22 protein-coding genes and 1 tRNA gene are annotated in these 20,110 nt (G+C 63.6%); 14 read left to right on the plus strand and 9 right to left on the minus strand.

The genetic code is table 11. The annotated features are described in order from the left end of the window. Positions 1-178: 178 nt before the first annotated feature. The gene (locus JOZ06_RS10520) at positions 179-2,188 is read right to left on the minus strand and encodes a UvrD-helicase domain-containing protein (RefSeq protein WP_293232167.1); all 2,010 of its coding nucleotides are present in this window, start codon (positions 2,186-2,188) and stop codon (positions 179-181) included. A 176-nt stretch (positions 2,189-2,364) separates the two neighbouring features. Here JOZ06_RS10520 and JOZ06_RS10525 point away from each other — a divergent pair, with 176 nt between their 5' ends. Further along, on the plus strand, positions 2,365-3,183 hold the full coding sequence (locus JOZ06_RS10525; RefSeq protein WP_293232169.1) for a symmetrical bis(5'-nucleosyl)-tetraphosphatase: 819 nt from the start codon (positions 2,365-2,367) through the stop codon (positions 3,181-3,183). Here JOZ06_RS10525 and JOZ06_RS10530 read toward each other — a convergent pair. After that, positions 3,113-3,931, minus strand: a complete 819-nt coding sequence (locus JOZ06_RS10530) for a lysophospholipid acyltransferase family protein (protein WP_293232171.1) — start codon at positions 3,929-3,931, stop codon at positions 3,113-3,115. The genes JOZ06_RS10525 and JOZ06_RS10530 overlap by 71 nt on opposite strands. 53 nt (positions 3,932-3,984) lie before the next feature. Then, positions 3,985-4,800, minus strand: a complete 816-nt coding sequence (gene mutM / locus JOZ06_RS10535; protein ID WP_293232173.1) for a bifunctional DNA-formamidopyrimidine glycosylase/DNA-(apurinic or apyrimidinic site) lyase — start codon at positions 4,798-4,800, stop codon at positions 3,985-3,987. An 81-nt stretch (positions 4,801-4,881) separates the two neighbouring features. On the opposite strand from mutM, the gene JOZ06_RS10540 reads away from it, so the two are divergent. The 10 genes from JOZ06_RS10540 to JOZ06_RS10585 all read left to right on the plus strand — a co-directional run bounded on the left by JOZ06_RS10540 (position 4,882) and on the right by JOZ06_RS10585 (position 12,718). Beyond that, complete coding sequence (locus JOZ06_RS10540; protein ID WP_293232175.1) at positions 4,882-6,630, plus strand: tetratricopeptide repeat protein; 1,749 nt, start codon at positions 4,882-4,884, stop codon at positions 6,628-6,630. Further along, complete coding sequence (lolB, locus tag JOZ06_RS10545) at positions 6,627-7,172, plus strand: lipoprotein insertase outer membrane protein LolB (RefSeq protein WP_293232177.1); 546 nt, start codon at positions 6,627-6,629, stop codon at positions 7,170-7,172. Before JOZ06_RS10540 ends, lolB begins: the two co-directional genes overlap by 4 nt. A gap of 22 nt (positions 7,173-7,194) precedes the next feature. After that, entirely contained in the window at positions 7,195-8,040 is an 846-nt protein-coding gene (gene ispE, locus JOZ06_RS10550) for a 4-(cytidine 5'-diphospho)-2-C-methyl-D-erythritol kinase (RefSeq protein ID WP_293232179.1), read from the plus strand. A gap of 9 nt (positions 8,041-8,049) precedes the next feature. After that, positions 8,050-8,124: transfer RNA gene (locus JOZ06_RS10555), tRNA-Gln, on the plus strand. Positions 8,125-8,206: 82 nt separating this feature from the next. Continuing rightward, on the plus strand, positions 8,207-9,190 hold the full coding sequence (locus JOZ06_RS10560; protein ID WP_293232181.1) for a ribose-phosphate pyrophosphokinase: 984 nt from the start codon (positions 8,207-8,209) through the stop codon (positions 9,188-9,190). A gap of 104 nt (positions 9,191-9,294) precedes the next feature. After that, positions 9,295-9,927: a 50S ribosomal protein L25/general stress protein Ctc gene (locus tag JOZ06_RS10565; protein ID WP_293232183.1), complete on the plus strand. Its 633-nt coding sequence runs from the start codon at positions 9,295-9,297 to the stop codon at positions 9,925-9,927. 84 nt (positions 9,928-10,011) lie between these two features. Then, positions 10,012-10,596 carry an aminoacyl-tRNA hydrolase gene (gene pth / locus JOZ06_RS10570; protein WP_293232185.1) on the plus strand — a complete coding sequence of 195 codons (585 nt, stop codon included), beginning with the start codon at positions 10,012-10,014 and terminating at the stop codon, positions 10,594-10,596. A 55-nt stretch (positions 10,597-10,651) separates the two neighbouring features. Beyond that, a complete protein-coding gene (gene ychF / locus JOZ06_RS10575; RefSeq protein WP_293232187.1) occupies positions 10,652-11,743 on the plus strand; it encodes a redox-regulated ATPase YchF in 1,092 nt (363 codons plus the stop codon). A 290-nt stretch (positions 11,744-12,033) separates the two neighbouring features. Continuing rightward, positions 12,034-12,423, plus strand: coding sequence for a type II toxin-antitoxin system RelE/ParE family toxin (locus JOZ06_RS10580; protein ID WP_293232189.1), 390 nt, complete (start codon positions 12,034-12,036; stop codon positions 12,421-12,423). Then, positions 12,401-12,718, plus strand: coding sequence for a DNA-binding transcriptional regulator (locus tag JOZ06_RS10585; RefSeq protein ID WP_293232191.1), 318 nt, complete (start codon positions 12,401-12,403; stop codon positions 12,716-12,718). The genes JOZ06_RS10580 and JOZ06_RS10585 overlap by 23 nt, the downstream gene beginning before the upstream one ends. Before the next feature lie 31 nt (positions 12,719-12,749). On the opposite strand, the gene JOZ06_RS10590 is transcribed toward JOZ06_RS10585, so the two are convergent. From JOZ06_RS10590 to JOZ06_RS10605, 4 genes are all read right to left on the minus strand, one after another. Further along, complete coding sequence (locus JOZ06_RS10590; RefSeq protein WP_293232192.1) at positions 12,750-13,043, minus strand: acylphosphatase; 294 nt, start codon at positions 13,041-13,043, stop codon at positions 12,750-12,752. 61 nt (positions 13,044-13,104) lie between these two features. Beyond that, a complete protein-coding gene (locus JOZ06_RS10595; RefSeq protein ID WP_293232193.1) occupies positions 13,105-13,425 on the minus strand; it encodes a hypothetical protein in 321 nt (106 codons plus the stop codon). A gap of 185 nt (positions 13,426-13,610) precedes the next feature. After that, the gene (locus JOZ06_RS10600; RefSeq protein ID WP_293232195.1) at positions 13,611-13,868 is read right to left on the minus strand and encodes a hypothetical protein; all 258 of its coding nucleotides are present in this window, start codon (positions 13,866-13,868) and stop codon (positions 13,611-13,613) included. A 175-nt stretch (positions 13,869-14,043) separates the two neighbouring features. Further along, the gene (locus JOZ06_RS10605; RefSeq protein ID WP_293232197.1) at positions 14,044-15,033 is read right to left on the minus strand and encodes a helix-turn-helix domain-containing protein; all 990 of its coding nucleotides are present in this window, start codon (positions 15,031-15,033) and stop codon (positions 14,044-14,046) included. Positions 15,034-15,243: 210 nt separating this feature from the next. Between JOZ06_RS10605 and eat the strand changes: the two genes are divergently transcribed. From eat to eutC, 3 genes are read left to right on the plus strand one after another with little or no spacing between them, the layout of a single operon-like run. Continuing rightward, on the plus strand, positions 15,244-16,641 hold the full coding sequence (eat, locus tag JOZ06_RS10610; protein ID WP_293232199.1) for an ethanolamine permease: 1,398 nt from the start codon (positions 15,244-15,246) through the stop codon (positions 16,639-16,641). 39 nt (positions 16,642-16,680) lie between these two features. Further along, positions 16,681-18,066: an ethanolamine ammonia-lyase subunit EutB gene (locus tag JOZ06_RS10615; RefSeq protein WP_293232201.1), complete on the plus strand. Its 1,386-nt coding sequence runs from the start codon at positions 16,681-16,683 to the stop codon at positions 18,064-18,066. After that, positions 18,063-18,836, plus strand: coding sequence for an ethanolamine ammonia-lyase subunit EutC (eutC, locus tag JOZ06_RS10620; protein WP_293232203.1), 774 nt, complete (start codon positions 18,063-18,065; stop codon positions 18,834-18,836). The genes JOZ06_RS10615 and eutC overlap by 4 nt, the downstream gene beginning before the upstream one ends. Positions 18,837-18,867: 31 nt before the next feature. Here the strand turns inward: eutC and JOZ06_RS10625 are convergent, their stop codons facing one another. After that, positions 18,868-19,887, minus strand: coding sequence for a hypothetical protein (locus JOZ06_RS10625; protein WP_293232205.1), 1,020 nt, complete (start codon positions 19,885-19,887; stop codon positions 18,868-18,870). Between the two features lie 30 nt (positions 19,888-19,917). Beyond that, on the minus strand, positions 19,918-20,110 hold a 193-nt coding region (locus JOZ06_RS10630), incomplete at its 5' end, for a hypothetical protein (protein ID WP_293232207.1).

The raw sequence follows: 20,110 nt of genomic DNA on the forward strand, positions 1-20,110 counted from the left end.
GGCCGCTGCGGGCGCGCCCTAGTTGGCGGGGATCATGACAACACGTAAGGAAACTTGGAAAGGCTACTGCAATGAGGTCAAATCTGAAAATTGTGTAAATGATAAAGATAAAGCCCAGAGAGACTCTGGGCTTTATCAACAGCCTGAAAAAAAAAGCCGCCTGAGAGGGCGGCTTTTTTTATGACTCCTTGCCGGTCTTGGCGCCGAGCATGGCGCTGAGGCTCGCGAGCTTGGCCTTGCCCTCGCTACGGCTGACCAGCGGTTCGGCGCCGCGGCGGCCGAAGTGCTTGATGTCGGCCTCGTCGATCTCGTCGATGAAGCGCGACGGCTCGACGAACAGCCACTCGCCGCCGCGGCGGCGCTTGACGCAGTAGCTGAGCGTCAAGCTGCGCTGGGCGCGGGTGATGCCGACGTACATCAGCCGGCGCTCTTCCTCGATCATGCCGTTGTCGACCGATTCCTGGTGCGGCAGAATGCCTTCCTCCACCCCCACCAGGAATACGTGCGGATATTCCAGCCCCTTGGAAGCATGCAGCGTCGACATTTTCACGGCATCGACCTCGCTTTCCTCGCGGCCTTCCAGCATGGTGATGAGCGCGATGGTTTGGGTCAGATCGATCAGGGTCTTGCCGTCTTCCTCGCCCTTTTTGCCGAGCCAGCCGACCAGCTCCAGCACGTTCTTCCACTTCGTCTCCGCCGGCCGCGGTTCTTCGCTGTCGTAAAGCCAGGCCTCGTAGCCGATGGCTTGCAGCATTTCCAGGGTCAGCGCGCCGGCGGGCTCGCGCACGGCGCGGTACTGCAATTGGCTGATCATCCGGCAAAAATCGAGCAACGGCTCCAGCTGGGCGGGCTGCACTTGATGCTGGAAGCCCTCTTCGTGCGCGGCGGCGAACAGGCTCTTCTGGCGTTGTCCGGCATAGGCGCCGAGCTTTTCCAGCGTGCCGGCGCCCACGCCGCGCCGGGGCGTGGTCAACGCGCGAATCAGCGCCGGATCGTCGTCCGGGTTGCTGATCAGCCGCATATAGGCGAGCACGTCCTTGATCTCCGGTTTGTCGAAGAACGATTGTCCGCCCGACATCTGATAGGGGATGCGCTGATTGCGCAGCGCCTGCTCGAAGATGCGCGCCTGGTAATTGCCGCGGTACAGGATGGCGTAGTCCTTGAACGCGGTGCGGTGTTCGAACTTGTGCGCCATGAGCCGCTGCACGACCACTTCGGCCTCGTGCTCCTCATCCTTGCACTGCACGACGTGGATCGGCTCGCCCAGCCCCAGTTCGCTCCATAGTTGCTTCTCGAACAGCTTCGGGTTGTTGGCGATCACGCTGTTGGCGGCACGCAGGATACGCGCCGTCGAGCGGTAATTCTGTTCCAGCTTGATGATTTTGAGCCGAGGAAAGTCATGCTGCAGCAAGCGCAGGTTTTCCATGTTGGCGCCGCGCCAGGCGTAGATCGACTGGTCGTCGTCGCCGACGGCGGTGAACATGCCGCGCACGCCGGTCAACAGTTTGACCAGTTGGTATTGGCAGGTGTTGGTGTCTTGGTACTCGTCGATGAGCAGATAGCGCAGCTTGTTCTGCCAGCGCTCCAAGACGTCGGGGTGGTTGCGCAACAGTTCGACCGGCAACCGGATCAAGTCGTCGAAGTCCATCGCCTGGTAGGCGGCCAGCGTGTCCTGATAGGCTTGGTAGGTCCGGGCACAGATGGCGTCGAATTCGGTCTCGGCCGCGGCGAGCGCGCCGGCCGGGTCCTTGAAGTCGTTTTTCCACAGCGAGATCTGCGACTGGACCTTGCGCACTTCCTCTTTGTGCGTGGTGAGCAGGATGTCGGCGATGATCTTGCCGGCGTCGAAGGCATCGAGGATCGAGAACTGCGGCTTGTAGCCGAGATGCGTGGCTTCCTGGCGCAACATGTGCATGCCGAGCGAATGGAAGGTCGAGACGGTCAGCCCGCGCAGTTCGCCCGAATTCATGAGCTTGCCGATGCGCTCCAGCATTTCGCGCGCCGCCTTGTTGGTGAAGGTGATGGCGGCGATATTGCGCGCCTGAATGCCGGCATGGCGAATCAGGTGCGCGATCTTGAAGGTGATGACGCGGGTTTTCCCGCTACCAGCCCCGGCCAGTACCAGTAACGGGCCGTCCAGGTAATGAATCGCTTCGCGCTGCGGCGTGTTCAGTTGCGTCAGGGACATGCTTTCTCGGTTTGCGGGGGTTGCCGGCGGGGATGAACGCCACGGGGTCAAGATGCCCAGGAAATTTTTTATGTACTGGAATAAATTGGTAACGCTGAGCGTCCATTGTAGCATGCAGTATCATGTCACTTCGTACGGGGCGCGACTGCGGCGCCCCGCCAGAGAAAGGAAAGATCATGGCCAGCTACGCGATCGGTGATATCCAGGGTTGTTTCGCCCCCTTCCAGAAGCTCCTGCGCATGATCGAATTCAATCCCGGCAAGGACAGCCTGTGGCTGACCGGCGACCTGGTCAACCGCGGTCCCGAGTCGCTCGAGGTGCTGCGCTGGGTCTATAGCCATCAGGATTGCGTGCAGACCGTACTCGGCAACCACGACCTGCACCTGCTGGCGGTGGCCGAAGGCTTCGGCAAGGTGCATGCCAGCGACACGCTGCTGGATGTGTTGCACGCCGCCGACGGCAAGGTGCTGCTCGATTGGCTGCGTTGCCAGCCGCTGATGATCGCCGGCGACGGCTATGCGATGGTGCATGCCGGCTTACTGCCGGAGTGGACCATCGACCGGGCGCTCGACTTGGCCGAAGAGGTGGAGAATGAATTGTCCGGGCCGGGTTACCGCGAATTTCTCTCCCGGCTCTATGGCAACAAGCCGACGCGCTGGAGCGAGGAGCTGCGCGGCGTCGAGCGTCTGCGGCTGATCGTGAACGCCATGACGCGCATGCGGCTCGTTACGCGCGACGGCGAGATGGACTTGTCGTTCAAGGGGGAGTTGGCCGACGCGCCGGCCAATTTATTGCCCTGGTTCGCCGTCGAACGCCGCCGCAGCCAAGGCACGCCGATCATCTGCGGTCATTGGTCTGCGCTGGGGCTGTTCGTGACCGACGAAATCCTGGCCATCGACACCGGCTGCTTGTGGGGCGGCAGCCTTACGGCGCTTCGACTTGAGGATCGCCAGCTGTTCTCGCTTGAGTGTCAGGCGTATCAAGCCATTGCTTGAGATGCCCGGCGATGTCGTGGCGGGCGGCTTCGGACAGCTCGAAACGGGTCATCAGCGGTTCTTGACCGGCCGTGAGCGGCTGGCCGTAATGCACCTCGACCACGACTTTGCGTAGTTTCAGCAGACTGGCCAAGCTTTGCCAGAACGTGGTGTCACCGGCGTAAGACGGCGCGGTGGTCACCTCGCCGCGTTCGTCCAGATAGCGCAGCGTCACCGGCTGCACCATGCTGCCGGCGAGCAGGGCGGATTCGAATAGCGACGATTTGAACGGCAGCAGGTGGTGGCCGGTGGTGGTCGTGCCTTCGGGGAAGACGCACAGGCAGTCGCCGCGCCGGAGCGATTCGGCCATGACTTGATTGACCCGGCTCGCGTCGCGGCGGTTGGTGCGGTCGATGAACAGCGTGCCGCCGCGCGCCACCATCCAGCCGATCACCGGCCAGCCGCGGATCTCTCTTTTGGCGACGAAGCGGGGCGGCGTGTAGGCGGCCAGCGCGATGATGTCGAGCCAGGACACGTGGTTGGAAACCAAGAGCGTGTTGCCCGGTTGGGTGGCGGGCAATTGGCCGGACACGCGCACCTCCAGCGCCAGCGTAGCCAGCAACTGACGGCACCAGCGCGTGGTGACGGCCGTTTGCTGCGCGGGGGACAGCCGGGTGTAGCGGAACGCCAGGATGGAGAAACCGATCAAAAAGCGCCAACCCATGCGCGCCAGGCGGCACAGCCGGGTCGGAAGGGTCGTGTGAGGCAAGGTGGTTTTCAATGCAGTACGGTCGGAATGCGTCGGCGGACAATGCTGCCACTCTAGCATGGTTGGCATTGAGGGCAATAGTATGAGCTTCTTTGCCCCTGTCGAATATGACATATGCTGGTCGCGCAACGTGGGCACGGCAGGCCCGCCCGGTCGTAGACCTGATAGGTCTGCTGGAAGTAGCCCGGCTTGCCTTCGGCATCGACAAAATCGCGCAAGGTGCTGCCGCCGGCGGCGATGGCCCGCGAGAGCGTGTCCTTGATGGTTTGTACCAGGCGGTCGCATTCGCCGCGAGACAGCGCGCCGGCCTCGCGCGCCGGGTGGATGCCGGCGCCGAACAGCGCCTCGTTGGCGTAGATGTTGCCCACGCCGACCACGGTGTGGTTGTTCATCAGCACGAGTTTGATGGCCGCGCGCTTGCCGCGGGTGGCGGCAAACAGCGCTGCGGCGTCGAATGCCGGATCGAGCGGCTCCGGCCCCAGATCCTTCAAGAGCGGGTGGAATTCGAGTGGCCCGATGTGCCATAGCACAGCGCCGAAACGGCGCGGGTCGCGATAGCGCAGCAAACGTTCGTCGAGCACAAAGTCGATGTGGTCGTGCTTGCCGGCCGGCGTATCGGGCGCCACCACGCGCAGGCTGCCCGACATGCCGAGATGAATCAGCAGGCAACCGGTATCGAAATGCAGCAGCAAATATTTGGCCCGCCGGTCGACCGCGCGCACCGGCAGATCGCGTAGCGTGTCGGCCAAGTGCGGCGGCACCGGCCAGCGCAGCCTGGGTTCGCGCACGATCACGTCGCGGATGACCTGATTGTGCAGCCAGGGCTCGACACCGCGGCGGGTGGTTTCGACTTCCGGTAATTCTGGCATGACGCGAATTGCCTCTAATAATGAAAGAATCATCGTAACGCATGTTATTCTACTTATTCGCCCGATCTTGATTCCATGCTAATGAAATCGTTAAAACGCCCCCTGCTGCTGATTTTGCTTTCGACCCTCGCCGCGTGTGCCGCCACGCAACCGCCGACGGCGGCTCAACCGCCCGCGGACGCGTCGGCGCCGGCTGCCGCCGTGCCGGTGGCGGACGATGCCCGCTATCCGAAGGTGGCGCTGACGCCGGAGTTGCTCTTCGGCATCCTGGCAAGCGAAATCGCCGCGCAGCGCGGCGTTGTCGGTTCGGCCGCGGTGACGGAGCTGACACTCGCCAAGCAGACGCGCGATCCGCGGCTGGCGGAGCGTGCGGCCCAGTTTGCCCTGATATCGGGCAATCTGAGTGTCGCCGACGAGGCGCTGCACCTGTGGTTGTCGACCGAGCCCGATTCGGTGCCGGCGCACGAGCAGCTGATCGTGGTGTCGCTGCGTACCGGCAAGCTGGCCGAAAGCCGCCGGCTGATCACCGAAGTACTGGCCAAGCAACCCGACTTGGCGGTACCGGTGTTTGTCGAACTGGCGCGCCAGTCGCCGACGCTGACCGACAAGGCCGGCGCCTACGAGATGGTCAATGCGCTCGCTGCGCCGTATCCCGATTTGCCTGAAGCCCGTTTCGCCCTGCTGACGACCGCGGCGCTCGCCGGCGGCCACCAAGACGTGGTCGACCGCGAGTTTGACCGGTTGGCGGTTTTGGCGCCGAAGTGGGATTTGCCGGTGGCGTGGCAGGCGGACCAACTGCGCAAGGCCGATCCCGAGGCGGCCATCGTTTTTCTGAAGAAAGAGCTGGCGCGGCGGCCGGACGCATCACTGGAACTGAAGATGGCGTATCCGCGCCTGTTGGTGGCGCAGCGGCGCTTCCCCGAAGCGCGTGCGGCGTTCGAGAGCCTGCTCAAACAGGCGCCGCGCCAACCGGATCTGTTGTATGCCTCGGGCCTCCTGGCGTTCCAGCTGGGCGATCTGCCGGCGGCGCAACGCTACCTGGAGGGGGCGTTGGCCGAGCATTATCCCGATGCGGATTTCGTCAAATATTCGCTGGGCCAGATTGCCGAAGCGCAAAACGATCTGCCAACGGCGGCGGGCTGGTATGAACAGGTGGGCGAGGGCGCGCAGTACCTGCCCTCGCAACTGCGGCTCGCCTTTATCGAGGCGCATAACGGCGAGGCCGATCAGGCCATCGCGCGGTTGGGCCGGCTGGAGGGCTCCGCCGACGAGCGCGTGCAATTGACGCTGGCGCAGGCCGAAATCGCCCGCGAGGCCAAGCGTGCCGACGAGGCCTATCAGTTGTTGACGCGCGCGCTGCGGACCCAGCCGAAGCAGCCGGATCTGCTGTATGAGCGCGCGCTGATCGCCGATATCCGCAAGGATACGCCGAGTGCCGAGCACGATTTGCGTCTGGTGCTCAAGCAGCAGCCGGACAATCAGCAGGCGCTCAACGCGCTGGGCTATATCCTGACCACGCGCACCACGCGTTACCAGGAGGCCTATGACCTGATCGCGCGCGCGCTGAAGATCGAGCCGGACAACGCCATGATCATCGATAGCATGGGTTGGGTGCTGTTCAAACTGGGCAAGAGCGAGGAGTCGCTCCCGTACCTGCAGCGCGCCTATACGCTGTTGCCCGACCAGGAGGTGGCGGCGCATTACGGCGAGGTGCTGTGGTCGCTCGGCCGGCAGGACGAGGCGCGCACGCTATGGAGCAAGGCGCGCCAGGCGACGACGGAGCATCCTGAGCTGGATGAGACCATGCGCCGCTTCATGGGGCCGCAATGATCCGGGTTCTGTGGCTCGCCGTCGCGCTGTTGCTGGCAGGCTGCGCCACCCAGGAAACGCTGTTCCGCCCGGCCGCGCCGCAAACGGCCGGCATGGCCGATACGCCGTTCTCGGTTTCCGGTCGCTTGTCGGTGAATATGAATGGGCACGGCAACACCGCCAATTTCGAGTGGGCGCATAGTGTCGCCAGCGACGACCTGTCGATCAACACCCCGGTCGGGACCACGGTGGCGCATTTGAGCCGCGACGCGTCGGGCGTGACGCTGGAGTCCGACGGCCAGACGTGGCGCGCCCCCGATGTCGAGCGTTTGACGCAGGCTCGACTGGGCTGGACGCTACCCTTGTCCAATTTGGTGTGGTGGATACGAGGTCAGGCGGCGCCGGACGTGCCGGCGCAATTTGACGCCGACGGCAGTCTGTTGCAGCAAGGCTGGCGTATCCGCTTCCTTGCCGACGCCGACAATCCGTCGCCCTATCCCAAACGTGTCGATCTGGCCCGGGACGATCTGACGATCCGACTGGTGACTTATCGCTGGCAATAACGTTCTCGCTCTTCATTTCGCCATGTCCGACATTGATTACCGCGCTTTCCCGGCCCCGGCCAAACTCAATTTGATGCTGAAGGTGGTCGGCCGGCGCGCCGACGGCTATCACTTGCTGGAAACCGTGTTTCGCCTGCTCGATTTCGGCGACACCGTGGAGATCGCGCCGCGCGCCGATGACCGCATCGTGCTGGCCGATCCTTTGCCTGGCGTCGCGCCGGAACAGGATTTGACCGTGCGCGCCGCGCGGCTGCTGCAGCGCGAAACCGCCTGCGGGCAGGGCGCCGATCTGCGCGTGAAAAAGCGCATCCCGATGGGTGGCGGTTTGGGCGGCGGCAGTTCCGACGCCGCCACCGTGCTCATGGCGCTCAACCAGCTGTGGGGCACCGGACTCTCCCGCGAGCGGCTGATGGCGTTGGGGGTGACGCTCGGCGCGGATGTGCCGGTGTTCGTGTTTGGACAAAACGCGTTTGCCCGCGGTATCGGCGACGAATTGGCGGCGCTGGCGCTGCCGTCCAAGTGGTATGTCGTGCTGCATCCCGGCGTGCATGTTCCGACCGCTGAAATTTTTTCATCGCCGCTGTTGACAAGGGATTCGGCCCCTAGCATAATGCCAATCCTCGAAACGACGCAGCAAGTAGGAAACGACCTGCAAAGCGTTGTGTGTAAGCTGTATCCGGCGGTAAACGAAGCGCTGGACGAACTGAGAAAATTCGGTTCGCCGTTGATGACTGGCTCTGGAAGTTGCGTGTTCCTGGAGTGCGACAGTGAAAACGAGGCAGCAAAAATTTTTAGGGTCGTGTCTGAAAAGTATGATGGCTTTGTGGCAAAGGGGCTGGATCGCCACCCGTTATACGACACGAACTGAGCAGATTACTGGGGAGTCGCCAAGTGGTAAGGCACCGGATTTTGATTCCGGCATTCGTAGGTTCGATCCCTACCTCCCCAGCCAAAATTTCTCTTGGTAGAGAAGCAGAATAAAAGCGTGTAAGTTTCCTTACACGCTTTTTCTTTATTCCAGTTGGGGCGACGACATGGCGGCATACGACAGTTTGATGGTTTTCACCGGAACGGCTAATCCGGAACTCGCGCAAAATGTGGTGAAGCACCTGGACATTTCGTTGGGCCGTGCCGACGTCGGCCGCTTCAGCGATGGCGAGGTGGCGCTGGAGCTGCTGGAAAACGTTCGCGGCCGCGACGTGTTCATTCTGCAGTCGACCTGTGCGCCGACCAACGACAACCTGATGGAAATCCTAACGATGGCCGACGCGCTGCGCCGCGCCTCGGCCGGCCGCATCACCGCCGCCATCCCGTATTTCGGCTACGCCCGCCAAGACCGCCGTCCCCGTTCCGCCCGTGTGCCGATTTCCGCCAAGCTCGTCGCCAACATGCTGACGTCGGCCGGCATCGACCGCATCCTGACCGTCGACTTGCACGCCGACCAGATTCAGGGCTTCTTCGATATGCCGGTGGACAACGTCTATGCCACGCCGGTGCTGCTCAAGGACATGCGCGCACAGCGCATCGAGGACCTGATCGTGGTCAGCCCGGACGTTGGCGGCGTGGTGCGCGCCCGTGCCATGGCCAAGGCGCTCAATACCGACCTGGCCATCATCGACAAGCGCCGTCCGAAAGCCAACGTGGCCGAAGTGATGAACATCATCGGCGACGTGTCCGGCCGTACTTGCCTGATCGTCGACGACATGATCGATACCGCCAACACGCTGTGCAAGGCGGCTTCCGCGCTGAAGGAGCGCGGCGCCGAGCGCGTGCTGGCTTATGCCACCCACCCGGTGTTCTCGGGTCAGGCGGTCGACCGCCTGATTCACTCGGACATCGACCAAGTGGTGATCACCGATACCATCCCGCTGACCGCGCCGGCGCGCCAGTGCGATAAAATCCGCGTGGTGTCGATCGCCGGCCTGCTGGCCGAGACGCTGCGCAGGATCAACAACGAAGAGTCGGTTTCCTACCTCTTCAACGAAGAATTGGTTTCGTCGGGCGCTTGCCTGCCGTAACAGGGCTGCCTTGCGGCATGCCGAGGTTTTCCGGGCAACCGGGAAAACATGTCGCCCGCTGGTCGCGGTGGGCGGCATGCCTTTAACTTGAATGGAGTATTGCAATGTCTTTTGAACTGATCGCCGCTAAGCGTGAAGAGATGGGTACGGGTGCGAGCCGCCGCCTGCGTCACGCTGGCAAGCTGCCGGGCGTGATCTACGGTGCTGACAAGGCTGCCGAATCGATCGTGCTGGACCACAACCCGGTTTACTACGCGCTGAAGGAAGAAGATTTCCACAGCGGCATTCTGAACCTGGTCGTCGACGGCAAAAAGGAAGCCGTGCTGCTGCGCGATTTCCAAATGCACCCGTACAAGCAGCAAGTCATGCACATCGATTTCCAGCGCGTCGACCTGAACGCGCCGATCCACGTGCATGTGCCGCTGCACTTCGTCAACGCAGACGAGTCCCCGGCCGTGAAGACCCAAGGCGCCAAGATCACCCACGTTCTGAACGACGTGGACGTTCGCGCGCTGCCGAACCAGATCCCGCACTTCATCGAAGTCGACCTGTCCAAGATCGCCGCCGGTGAATCGGTTCACCTGAGCGATCTGAAGGTGCCGGCTGGCGTGGAAATCTCCCTGCTGGTCCGCGGCGACAACGCTACCGTTGCGCAAGCCGTCGTACCGCGTGGCGTGATCGAAGCGGAAGCTGCCGCCGCTCCGGCCGCTGAAGAAGCGAAGCCGGCCGCCGAGTAATTTCCGGCGCTGGAGTAAGCCCGCCGCGCGCCCTTGCGGGCCGCCGCGGGCTTTTTACTGTGCAGATGGGTTGATGACTTCACCATGACAGCGATTAAACTGGTTGTCGGTCTGGGCAACCCCGGACCGGAATATCAACGGACGCGCCACAACGCCGGCTTTTGGCTGGTGGATGAACTGGCGTGGGACGTCAAGCAGTCGTTTCGCGCCGAAGGCAAGTTCTTCGGCGAGGTCGCGCGCGCGAGCGGGCCTGCCGGCGCCGATCTGTGGTTGTTGAAGCCGTCGACCTTCATGAATCTCTCGGGCCAGGCCGTGGTGGCGCTGGCGCGTTTTTATAAGATCCTGCCCAACGAAATCCTGGTGGTGCACGACGAACTCGATCTGCCGCCGGGCAGCGCCCGCTTCAAGCAGGGCGGCGGCCACGGCGGCCACAACGGCTTGCGCGACATCATCGCCAAGCTCGGCACCCAGGATTTCTGGCGCCTGAGACTCGGCATCGGCCATCCGGGCGATCGCAACGAAGTGGTCAACTTCGTGCTGAAAAAGCCGCGCAGCGAAGAGCAAAGCGCCATCGATCAAGCGATCGTTTCCGCGCTGGCGGTGCTGCCGCAGGCGATTGCCGGCGATATGGCCGGCGCGATGAAAACACTGCATACCGCAGCCAAATGACTGACGCGGGCGGCGTGGCCAACACGGCGCGCCCGGTAACGAAAGGAATGTGTTCATGAGCCTCAAGTGCGGCATCGTCGGTTTGCCCAACGTCGGCAAATCCACCCTGTTCAACGCCCTGACCAAGGCCGGCATTGAAGCCGCCAACTATCCGTTCTGCACCATCGAGCCCAACGTCGGCATCGTGGAAGTGCCGGATGTGCGCATGGATCAGCTCGCGGCGATCGTCAACCCGCAGCGCATGCAGCCCGCCATCGTCGAGTTCGTCGACATCGCCGGCCTCGTGGCCGGCGCCTCGCGCGGCGAAGGATTGGGCAACCAGTTCCTGGCCAACATCCGCGAGACCGACGCCATCGTCAACGTGGTGCGCTGCTTCGACGACGAGAACGTCGTGCACGTCGCCGGCCGCGTCGACCCGATTTCCGATATCGAGACCATCGGCACGGAACTCGCGCTGGCCGACCTGACCACGGTGGAAAAGGCGATCCAGCGCGACGGCAAAAAAGCCAAGTCGGGCGACAAGGACGCCATCAAGGCCGTGGCCTTGCTGGAAAAGGTGCGCGGCCACCTCGACCAGGGCAAGCCCGCGCGCAGCCTGGGGCTCGACGCCGAGGAAATCGAGCTGCTCAAGCCGTATTGCCTGCTGACCATCAAGCCCGCGATGTACGTGGCCAATGTGGCGGAAGACGGTTTCCACGACAATCCGCACCTGGCGGCATTGCAAAAGCTGGCCGACGCCGAGGGCGCGCCGGTGGTGGCGCTGTGCGCCGCCATCGAGTCTGAAATCGCCGATCTGGACGACGCCGACAAAGTGGAATTCCTGGCCGACATGGGGCTGGAAGAACCGGGTCTGAACCGCCTGATTCGCGCCGGCTACAAGCTGTTGGGGCTGCAGACCTACTTCACCGCCGGGGTGAAGGAAGTGCGCGCCTGGACCGTGGCGGTCGGCGCCACCGCGCCGCAGGCCGCCGGCGTGATCCACACCGACTTCGAGCGCGGCTTCATCCGCGCCCAGGTGATCAGCTTCGACGACTTCGTCGCGCTCGGCGGCGAAGCCAAGGCCAAGGAAGCCGGCAAGATGCGCGTCGAAGGCAAGGACTACATCGTCAAGGACGGCGATGTGATGCACTTCCTGTTCAACGTCTAACGGCGCGATGGATGGTCTTGGTGTGGCGCATTCGCCGTAGGCAGTGCGCCGCAGCCCTACACTGGCACTACGCCCCAATTCCTCACTGAACTGAGATAAAAGCACTGTCGTATCCCATCTTGGGAGGGCGGTGCTTTTTTCTTGCGAGTGTATCGGCATCACACCGAACCAAAATACCGTCTTCCTGCCTTAAGCAGAGGTGTTTTTGCGATATGTCTGGGTTGAGATTTGATTTCATTAGTGTCACACTAAGTGTGACTGTGCGCTAGAATAGTTAATGGGATGCTCTAGTGAGGGTATTCAAGAATGCATGGTTTGAGCGCTTCGCGCGAAAGCAACGCATTTCCGACAAAGTCCTGCTTGCCGCCATTGAGTGTGCCGAACAGGGGCAGATAGATGCCGATCTCGGTGGTGGCGTTATCAAGCAGCGGTTGGCACGGGTTGGTCAAGGCAAGTCTGGTGGTTTTCGTTCTATCATCTTCTACCGTGCTGCTGGACGAGCCTTCTTTGTGTACGGTTTTGCCAAGAGCGATCAAGACAATATTGATGCGAATGAGGTAGCCCAGTTCAAGAAGGCTGCAGCCCATGTCCTTGGGCTGACGGATGAGCAGTTGGCACAGATGATCTGCAAAGGCCAGTTTTCGGAGGTGCAAGGTAATGGCGAAAAAGTACCAGAGTGACGCCTTGGCGGCGATCCATGAGACGATGGAGGCATTGCATGAGATTGGTGCGGTCGACAAGCAGACCATGCGCGAATTTGATGAGGCCTGCCTTGTCCCTGTGCCGTCTATGTCTCCAGAGGAAATTCGTGCGCTGCGTGAGCGTGAACACCTGTCGCAGCCTGTTTTCGCTCGCTACCTGAATGTGAGCAAAAATTTGATCTCAGATTGGGAGCGTGGTGTTAAGAGGCCTGGAGGTCCCGCGTTGCGGCTGCTGAGTGTCGTCCAAAAAAACGGGATTCAGGCCATCGCGTGACAATAGGTTCATCCGCCTTAGCACGCCTGTGCTAGGGCGTCGGCAGCATCTCGAACCCGGGGTGTTGCGGCGCATCGGCGGGCGCGGCGACCACGTCGTCGACCTGGGCCGAATACGGCCCGTGCCGGCAGGCGGCGATCATGGCCTCAACGGCATCGCGCCGGCCGCTGAATAGCGCTTCCACGCTGCCGTCGCGGCGGTTGCGCACCCAGCCGGACAGCTGCCGGGTCTGCGCCTGCTGCAGCGTCCAGTAGCGATAGCCGACACCCTGTACCCAGCCGGTGATGGTGACGTGCAGGGTCAGCACTTCTTCCTTGGCGCCCATCGGTGGTTTTTTCTCCGCGTTTCGTCCCAGCCATTACAGCATAGACGCCGTCCCGCGTCGGTCACAACAAGCCCGCCAGCCGCTCGGTTTGATGGCGTAGCGTCATGCACGGCGCTTCCATCAACGTACAGATGGCGTGGGCGGACAGTTTTTCCTCTCCGGCGAGCTGCAGCAGGTGCTGCAGCAACTGCAGCGCGTCGCTGGCGCCGACCAGATCGTGCGCAATCTCGCCCAAGCGCGGCAGGGTCTGGATGGTTTGGCCGAGCGCCGGCTGCAGCTCGGCGAGGCCCGCGGCCAGCAACTGGCCACGTTGTTCTTGGTTAAGTTGGTTGAAACGGGAATGCAGGTGGGTGATATGCGGCAGATTGAATTGGCCGGGCATGGTATGCCTCGCTTGTCGATGCGGAGCCGATCAGTGTGGCGATTGCGCCGGCTAGCGTCGAGTTTGCGTGGCAAGCATGGTTTAGACGGATGGGGTAGGGAGTAGGGAGTAGGGAGTAGGGAGTAGGGAGTTGGGAGTCGTACGGGATCGGAGGCCTGCGGCCTCCGCCTCCGTGGTGAAAAGGCTTAATCGGCCGTGAGCACTAGGCAACCCGCCACTTCACGCGCCCGCGCCGCCAGCGGCAGATAAAGCCAAGACGTATTGGCGTCGATCGGCACGGACCGCCAGGCAAGCTGGCTGTCCACGATCAGCCGGCAGACGTCCGGGTTGGGACGGCACTGCCGGGGCGCGCACAACACGGAAATCAGGCTGAGCAACTGCTGTTGGCGGAAATGGCGGTTTGAAGAAAGGGGAAGGTGTGCTTTAGTATTGGCGATAGCCATGCTAGCTCCTTGTATGGCAAGTGAGTTGGGTGGTTAGCGGGCTCCGGGGTGTTCGAGACCTCGGGGCCCGCGCTCGTTGCGGCGTAGGCCGCAAGCCAAACCCTAATCTAGCTGCCGCCTAAAAGACAAGGGAGCGCGGCTGACAGTTTTCCGTGCGCTGCTCCGCGAGCGCACGCTACATCCGACTCCCCACTCCCGACTCCCTACTCCCGCCAACACGGCTCGCCGACAGCGTCTCGCCGAACATGCGTTTATAGGCTTGCCCCAAGTGGCTCAGCTGACCGAAGCCATGGCGCGCGGCCAGGTCTTGCAGATCGAGCGCCGCCAGCGCCGGATCGCGCAGGTCGCGCCGCAAGGCTTGCAAGCGCACGGCGTGAATGAAGGTCAGCGGCGTCACGCCCAACACTTCGCGCACGCAGTTTTGCAGTGTGCGCCGCGTCAGAAATAGGCGTGCCGCCAGGGCATCCACCGTGATCGCGGCGTCGTCCGGCTGGGTGATCAAGGCGCGCGCGCGCGTCATCAGCCAGGCGTGGCGGGCGGCACTGGCCGAGGCGCCCGGCTGCAGACGGCCCGGGCGCAGTAGCGTCAGCAAGGTGTGCAGCAGGCCGTCGGCCAAGGTGTCCAACAGTTCGGCGCGTCGCGGGTCCTGCTGCAGCGTGAGCAACACTTCGCGCAAGCCATGACTGAGCTGCCAATAGGCTTGCTCGGACAACGGCAGAATGCCGGGGCGTAAACAGGCGGCGGGCAGCAGGTCGCCGAAGCGGCGCGCGGCGCGCTCGGCGAGATAGGCCTGTTCCAGCACCAGGCCGAAGATGCCGTAGCCATCCGGTGTGCATAGGGTGAAATCATAGCCGGCCGGGCAGACCAGTAGATGGTGCGCGGCGACGCCATGGTCGTTGAAACGCAGGCCGATGGTATCGGGCGACGACGACAGCCCGAACCAGATCGCGCCGCGCCAGGGCTGGCATTGTTGCCAGGTCGCGCGGCTGGTGTATTCGTGAAAGATCTGCAGCCGGTCGTGGCGCACCTCGTCGAGACGGCCCTGAAACCGGCCTTCGCTCAGTTGCAGATAGTCCTGCTGCCAGGCGCTGATGCTGTGCGCCTGCTCGTCCACGTCGCTGACCCGCCACTCGCGGTAGCGCGCCTCTCCCGCCATCGTCGCCATAGCCGCCTCCCGCGCGATGACATGCAAAGTGCATGCCAAATGAAATGGCCGTCGTGGCGGGGGGGCGGGGTCTGCCGATGCACCAAGATGATTCAGGGCGCCATGTCGATGCATGATTGCAGTGCAATACATTTTCCGTTTTTCGATAACGATCGCGCCGTGGCGCCGCCTATGCTGCCGACATGAACCACATCCCAAAGGGAGCGAATCATGAGTCAAGCAGGAAAGGAACTGGCGCAGCGCCTCGGCCCGTGGCAGCTGTGGGGCATCGCCGTCGGTTTGGTGATTTCGGGCGAATACTTTGGCTGGAGCTACGGCTGGGCCAGCGCCGGCACGCTGGGTTTTCTGATCACCGCGCTCGGCGTGGCGGTGATGTATACCGCCTTCATCTTCAGCTTTACCGAGCTGACCACGCTGATTCCGCATGCCGGCGGACCGTTTGCCTACGCGCGCCGCGCCTTCGGTCCGGTGGGCGGCTTTCTCGCCGGCCTCGCGACCTTGTGTGAATTCGTCTTTGCGCCGCCAGCCATCGCGTTGGCGATCGGCGCTTATCTGAACGTGCAGTTCCCCGGTCTGTCCGCCAAGTGGGTGGCGGTCGGCTGTTACGCGGTGTTCATGACGCTCAATATTCTCGGCGTCAGCATCGCCGCCGCCTTCGAGCTGTTCGTCACGGTGCTGGCCATCATCGAGCTCTTGGTATTCATGGGCGTGGTGGCGCCAGGCTTCCAATGGCAACATTTTGTTCAGGCAGGCTGGGCCGGCCAGGATCACTTCAATGTCGGCGCGCTGTCCGGCGTGTTTGCCGCGATTCCGTTCGCCATCTGGTTTTTCCTGGCCATCGAGGGCGCGGCCATGGCGGCGGAAGAGGCCAAAGACCCGAAGCGCACCATTCCTGTCGCCTATATCGCCGGCATTTTGACGTTGGTGGTATTGGCGCTGGGGGTGATGGTGTTCGCCGGCGGCGTCGGCGACTGGCGCTTGCTCGCCAACATCAACGACCCGCTGCCTCAGGCGATGAAGCGCATCGTCGGCGCCAACAGCGGCTGGCTGCATATGCTGGTCTGGCTCGGCCTCTTCGGCCTGATCGCTTCGTTTCACGGCATCATCATGGGCTATTCGCGCCAAATCTTCGCCTTGGCGCGCGCCGGCTACCTGCCGCCGTTTCTGGCGGCGGTGCATCCGCGCTTCAAGACGCCGCACCGCGCCATCCTGGCCGGCGGCGTCATCGGCATCGCGGCGATTTTCAGCGACAACCTGATCGTGATCGCCGGCCAGCCGCTGACCGCCAATATCGTCACCCTGTCGGTGTTCGGCGCCATCGTGATGTACATCGTCGCCATGCTGTCGCTGTTTAAATTGCGCCGCAGCGAACCGGCGCTGGCGCGGCCGTTTCGCGCGCCGGGCTACCCGCTGGTGCCGGCGGTGGCGCTCGCGCTATCCGTGGTCAGCCTGGTGGCGATGGTGTACTACAATCAGCTCTTGGCGGCCATCTTCGCCGGCATGCTGGCCGTGGGCTTTGTCTATTTCCGCCTGACGTCGCACCATCGCGCCGCGGCCGAGCACGACGCCCTGCTGGAAGGCCAACTGGCGCCGATCGATTTGCCGTAACACCACCAAGGACGGGCGCCGCCGGCGCCCGCGCGCACGATGGCTTATACCTATACGCTGGGGATGCGCCGCTACGGCTTTCCCGATTTGAAAACACTGCTGGCGCGCGCCACGCCGCCACGCGCCGGCGACCGTTTGGCGGGCATTGCCGCCGAGAGCGCCGAGGAACGCGTGGTGGCGCGCATGTGCCTGGCCGAGGTGCCGTTGGCCGACTTTCTTGCCCAGGCGCTGATCCCGTATGAAAGCGACGAGGTGACGCGGTTGATCGTCGACACGCATGACCGCGCCGCTTTCGCGCCGATGAGCCATCTCACGGTGGGCGATTTCCGCAATTGGCTGCTGTCGGACGCGGCCGATAGCGCCATGCTCGCGCGCGTTGCGCCGGGCATCACGCCGGAAATGGCGGCGGCGGTGTGCAAGTTGATGCGCAATCAGGACTTGATCCTGGTGGCGTCCAAGTGCCGGGTGGTCACGCGCTTTCGCGACACGATCGGATTGCCCGGCCGCTTGGCGGTGCGGCTGCAGCCCAACCACCCGACCGACGATGCGCGCGGCATCGCCGCCTCGGTGCTCGACGGCTTGCTCTATGGCGCCGGCGACGCGGTGATCGGCATCAACCCGGCCAGCGACAGCCTAGCGGCGATCCACGACTTGCTGCGGCTGTTGGACGATGTGCGCGGGCGCTTCGACATCCCCACCCAGACCTGCGTGCTGACGCATGTGACCAATACGCTGGCGCTGATCGGCCGCGGCGCGCCGGTCGACCTGGTGTTCCAGTCGATCGCCGGCACCGAGGCCGCCAACGCCGGCTTTGGCATCAATCTGGCGTTGTTGGCCGAGGCGCATGCCGCGGCGCAGGCGCTTGGGCGCGGCACGGTGGGCGACAACGTGATGTACTTCGAAACCGGCCAGGGCAGCGCCTTGTCGGCCAATGCGCACCATGGCGTCGATCAGCAGACCTGTGAGGCGCGCGCCTACGCGGTGGCGCGGCATTTCCGGCCGTTGCTGGTCAATACCGTGGTGGGTTTCATCGGCCCGGAGTATCTGTACGACGGCAAGGAGATCATCCGCGCCGGCCTGGAAGACCATTTCTGCGGCAAGCTGCTGGGGCTGCCGATGGGCTGCGACGTCTGCTACACCAATCATGCCGAGGCCGACCAGGACGATATGGACAATTTGTTGACGCTGCTCGGCGCCGCCGGCGTCAATTTCATCATGGGCGTGCCCGGTGCCGACGACATCATGCTGAATTACCAAAGCACGTCATTTCACGACGCGCTCTACCTGCGGCAGGTGCTAGGGCTCAAACGCGCGCCGGAATTCGACGCGTGGCTCGAGCGCATGCAGCTTGCCGGCGCCGATGGCCGGCTGCTGCCGCCGGGCGCATCGGCGGCGTTGATGGATATGACGAGAGCGCTGACATGAGCGAACACGACGCTGAGCGACAATGGCTGCAGGCCGACCCATGGGCGCATCTGGCGCAGCTAACGCCGGCTCGCATCGCGCTGGGGCGCTGCGGCGTCAGCATGCCGACCGATGAAACGCTGCGGTTTTCGCTGGCGCACGCCCAGGCGCGCGATGCCGTGCATACGCCGCTGGCGATGGATGACATGGCGCGGGCGTGCGTCGATGCCGGCTTCGATACGCTGTGCGTGGCGAGCCGCGCGCCGAACCGCGATGTTTATTTGCAGCGGCCCGATTGGGGGCGGCGGCTCGACGACGACAGTGCGGCGCGGTTGAGCGCCTGTCCAGTGGCGCCGGGCGGACTGGCGTTCGTGATCGGCGACGGGCTGTCGGCGCTGGCGGTGGCGCGCCATGCCGTGCCGTTTCTTCTGGCGGCGCGGCCATTGGCCGACGCACAGGGCTGGCCGCGCTGCCCGGTGGTGCTAGCGAGTCAAGCACGGGTGGCGCTGGGCGACGAGATCGGCGCCTTGCTGCAGGCGCGCGTGGTGGTGGTGCTGATCGGCGAGCGTCCCGGGCTGTCGTCACCGGACAGCATGGGCCTGTATTTGACCTATACGCCGCGGATCGGCCGGCTGGACGCCGAGCGCAACTGTATTTCCAATATCCGTCCAGAGGGCCTGGCCGTGCCGCTGGCGGCACGGAAACTGGCCTGGATGCTGAACCGGTCACGCGAGCTGGGCTGTTCCGGCGTGCGGCTGAAGGACGACAGCGACGGGCTGTTGGCGCCTTAGCCGCCGCTGCCGTCATTCGCTGGACGGTGCTCTAGTTCACGGCGGCGGCGCCCGTCACCGCGCGTTTTTGCGCGAATGCGCGCGGCGCGGGGATGGGCTTCATCGGCGCCGCGCCATCCTTGGCCCACAGCAGCAGTACCTCGCTCGCGACGGACTTCAGCGCTGGATGAGCGAGCAGCAGCAGGTCGGCGTCGGCTTTCGCCTTGAACAGGCTGGCCGGCGCCAAGGTGGCAACCGTTCCTTTGTTGAATGCCTTGGTTGGGTCCGGTGATGCCTGAAGGTAGGCGGCGGCCAAGGTTTTGATCGCCTGGATGGCGACGGGGCGGCAGTGCGGGGGTAGTAAGGCGATGCGTTGCTGCTGCTCGGCATGGATCTGTTGCGCCGAGAGGTTCGCCGCTTGTTTGATTTCCAGTTTGCACAGCTCCAGCACCGCCTTAGTGATGTCCATCTCGGCGTGCAGATTCAGATCGGCGTCTGGAAGCGACGCTCGCGCCAGTTGGCGGTACATCTGCGCGCGTGTCGCATCGGCAAGGGGAACCCGGCCCAATCCTTGGGTTTTGGCATCACCGGCCTTGGCCAAACGCGCATGAAAGCCGTGCAGTTTCTCGGCGGTATGGCGCGCCGCCTGTTCGTCTTCCAATAGCGCGGTCAAGAAGTCGCACCGGGCTTGGCCCGACTCGCTGCGTGCCTGCTGACGTTGCTGGGCGATCTCGTTCAATTGCGCCCGCCAGGTAAAAAAGTTGGAGATCATGCTGCTCGATGGCAGCGTCGACGGTGGCTGTAGGGCGAGCGAGCCGGCGGAGAGCGATCGTATGGGCGCGCGGGCGGCGAGTCGCTGAGCCGCCTGCGTTGTCTCGGGGGTGGGCGCGCTGTTTTGGCGCGAGAATTGGACGTGCCGACGGTGCTGCTGGGGGTGCAGCAGGATGTTCAAGCCCTTGTAGGTGACCTGCTCGCCGCTGCGGGTGCGGGCAAGGTGATCTTGGTGGATGAGCGTGTTGATGGCCGCCGGCATGCGGATGGCGCTGGCGAGGGTTCGGGCGTTGATGATCAAAATGATTTCCTTTCTTTTCCGGGGTAGGAGTCAAGGTTTGACGAGCGTGGTGGGAATATGCCGGCTCGGTCCTGGGGGCAGGTGGTCGCGCGGCGCCGTGAGCAAGCCTTCCGCGCAGGCGATCAGCGCGTCGAAAGCGCTGAGCTGTGCGGGCAGATCGCAGCCGCTAAGCGGCAGGCACAGCCAGCAGCACAGCCGGTTGTCGGCATCGAGCGCAACCACC

Origin of the sequence: Paludibacterium sp., from assembly GCF_019232825.1 — a bacterium.
In the GTDB taxonomy this organism is placed as follows: Bacteria; Pseudomonadota; Gammaproteobacteria; order Burkholderiales; family Chromobacteriaceae; genus Paludibacterium.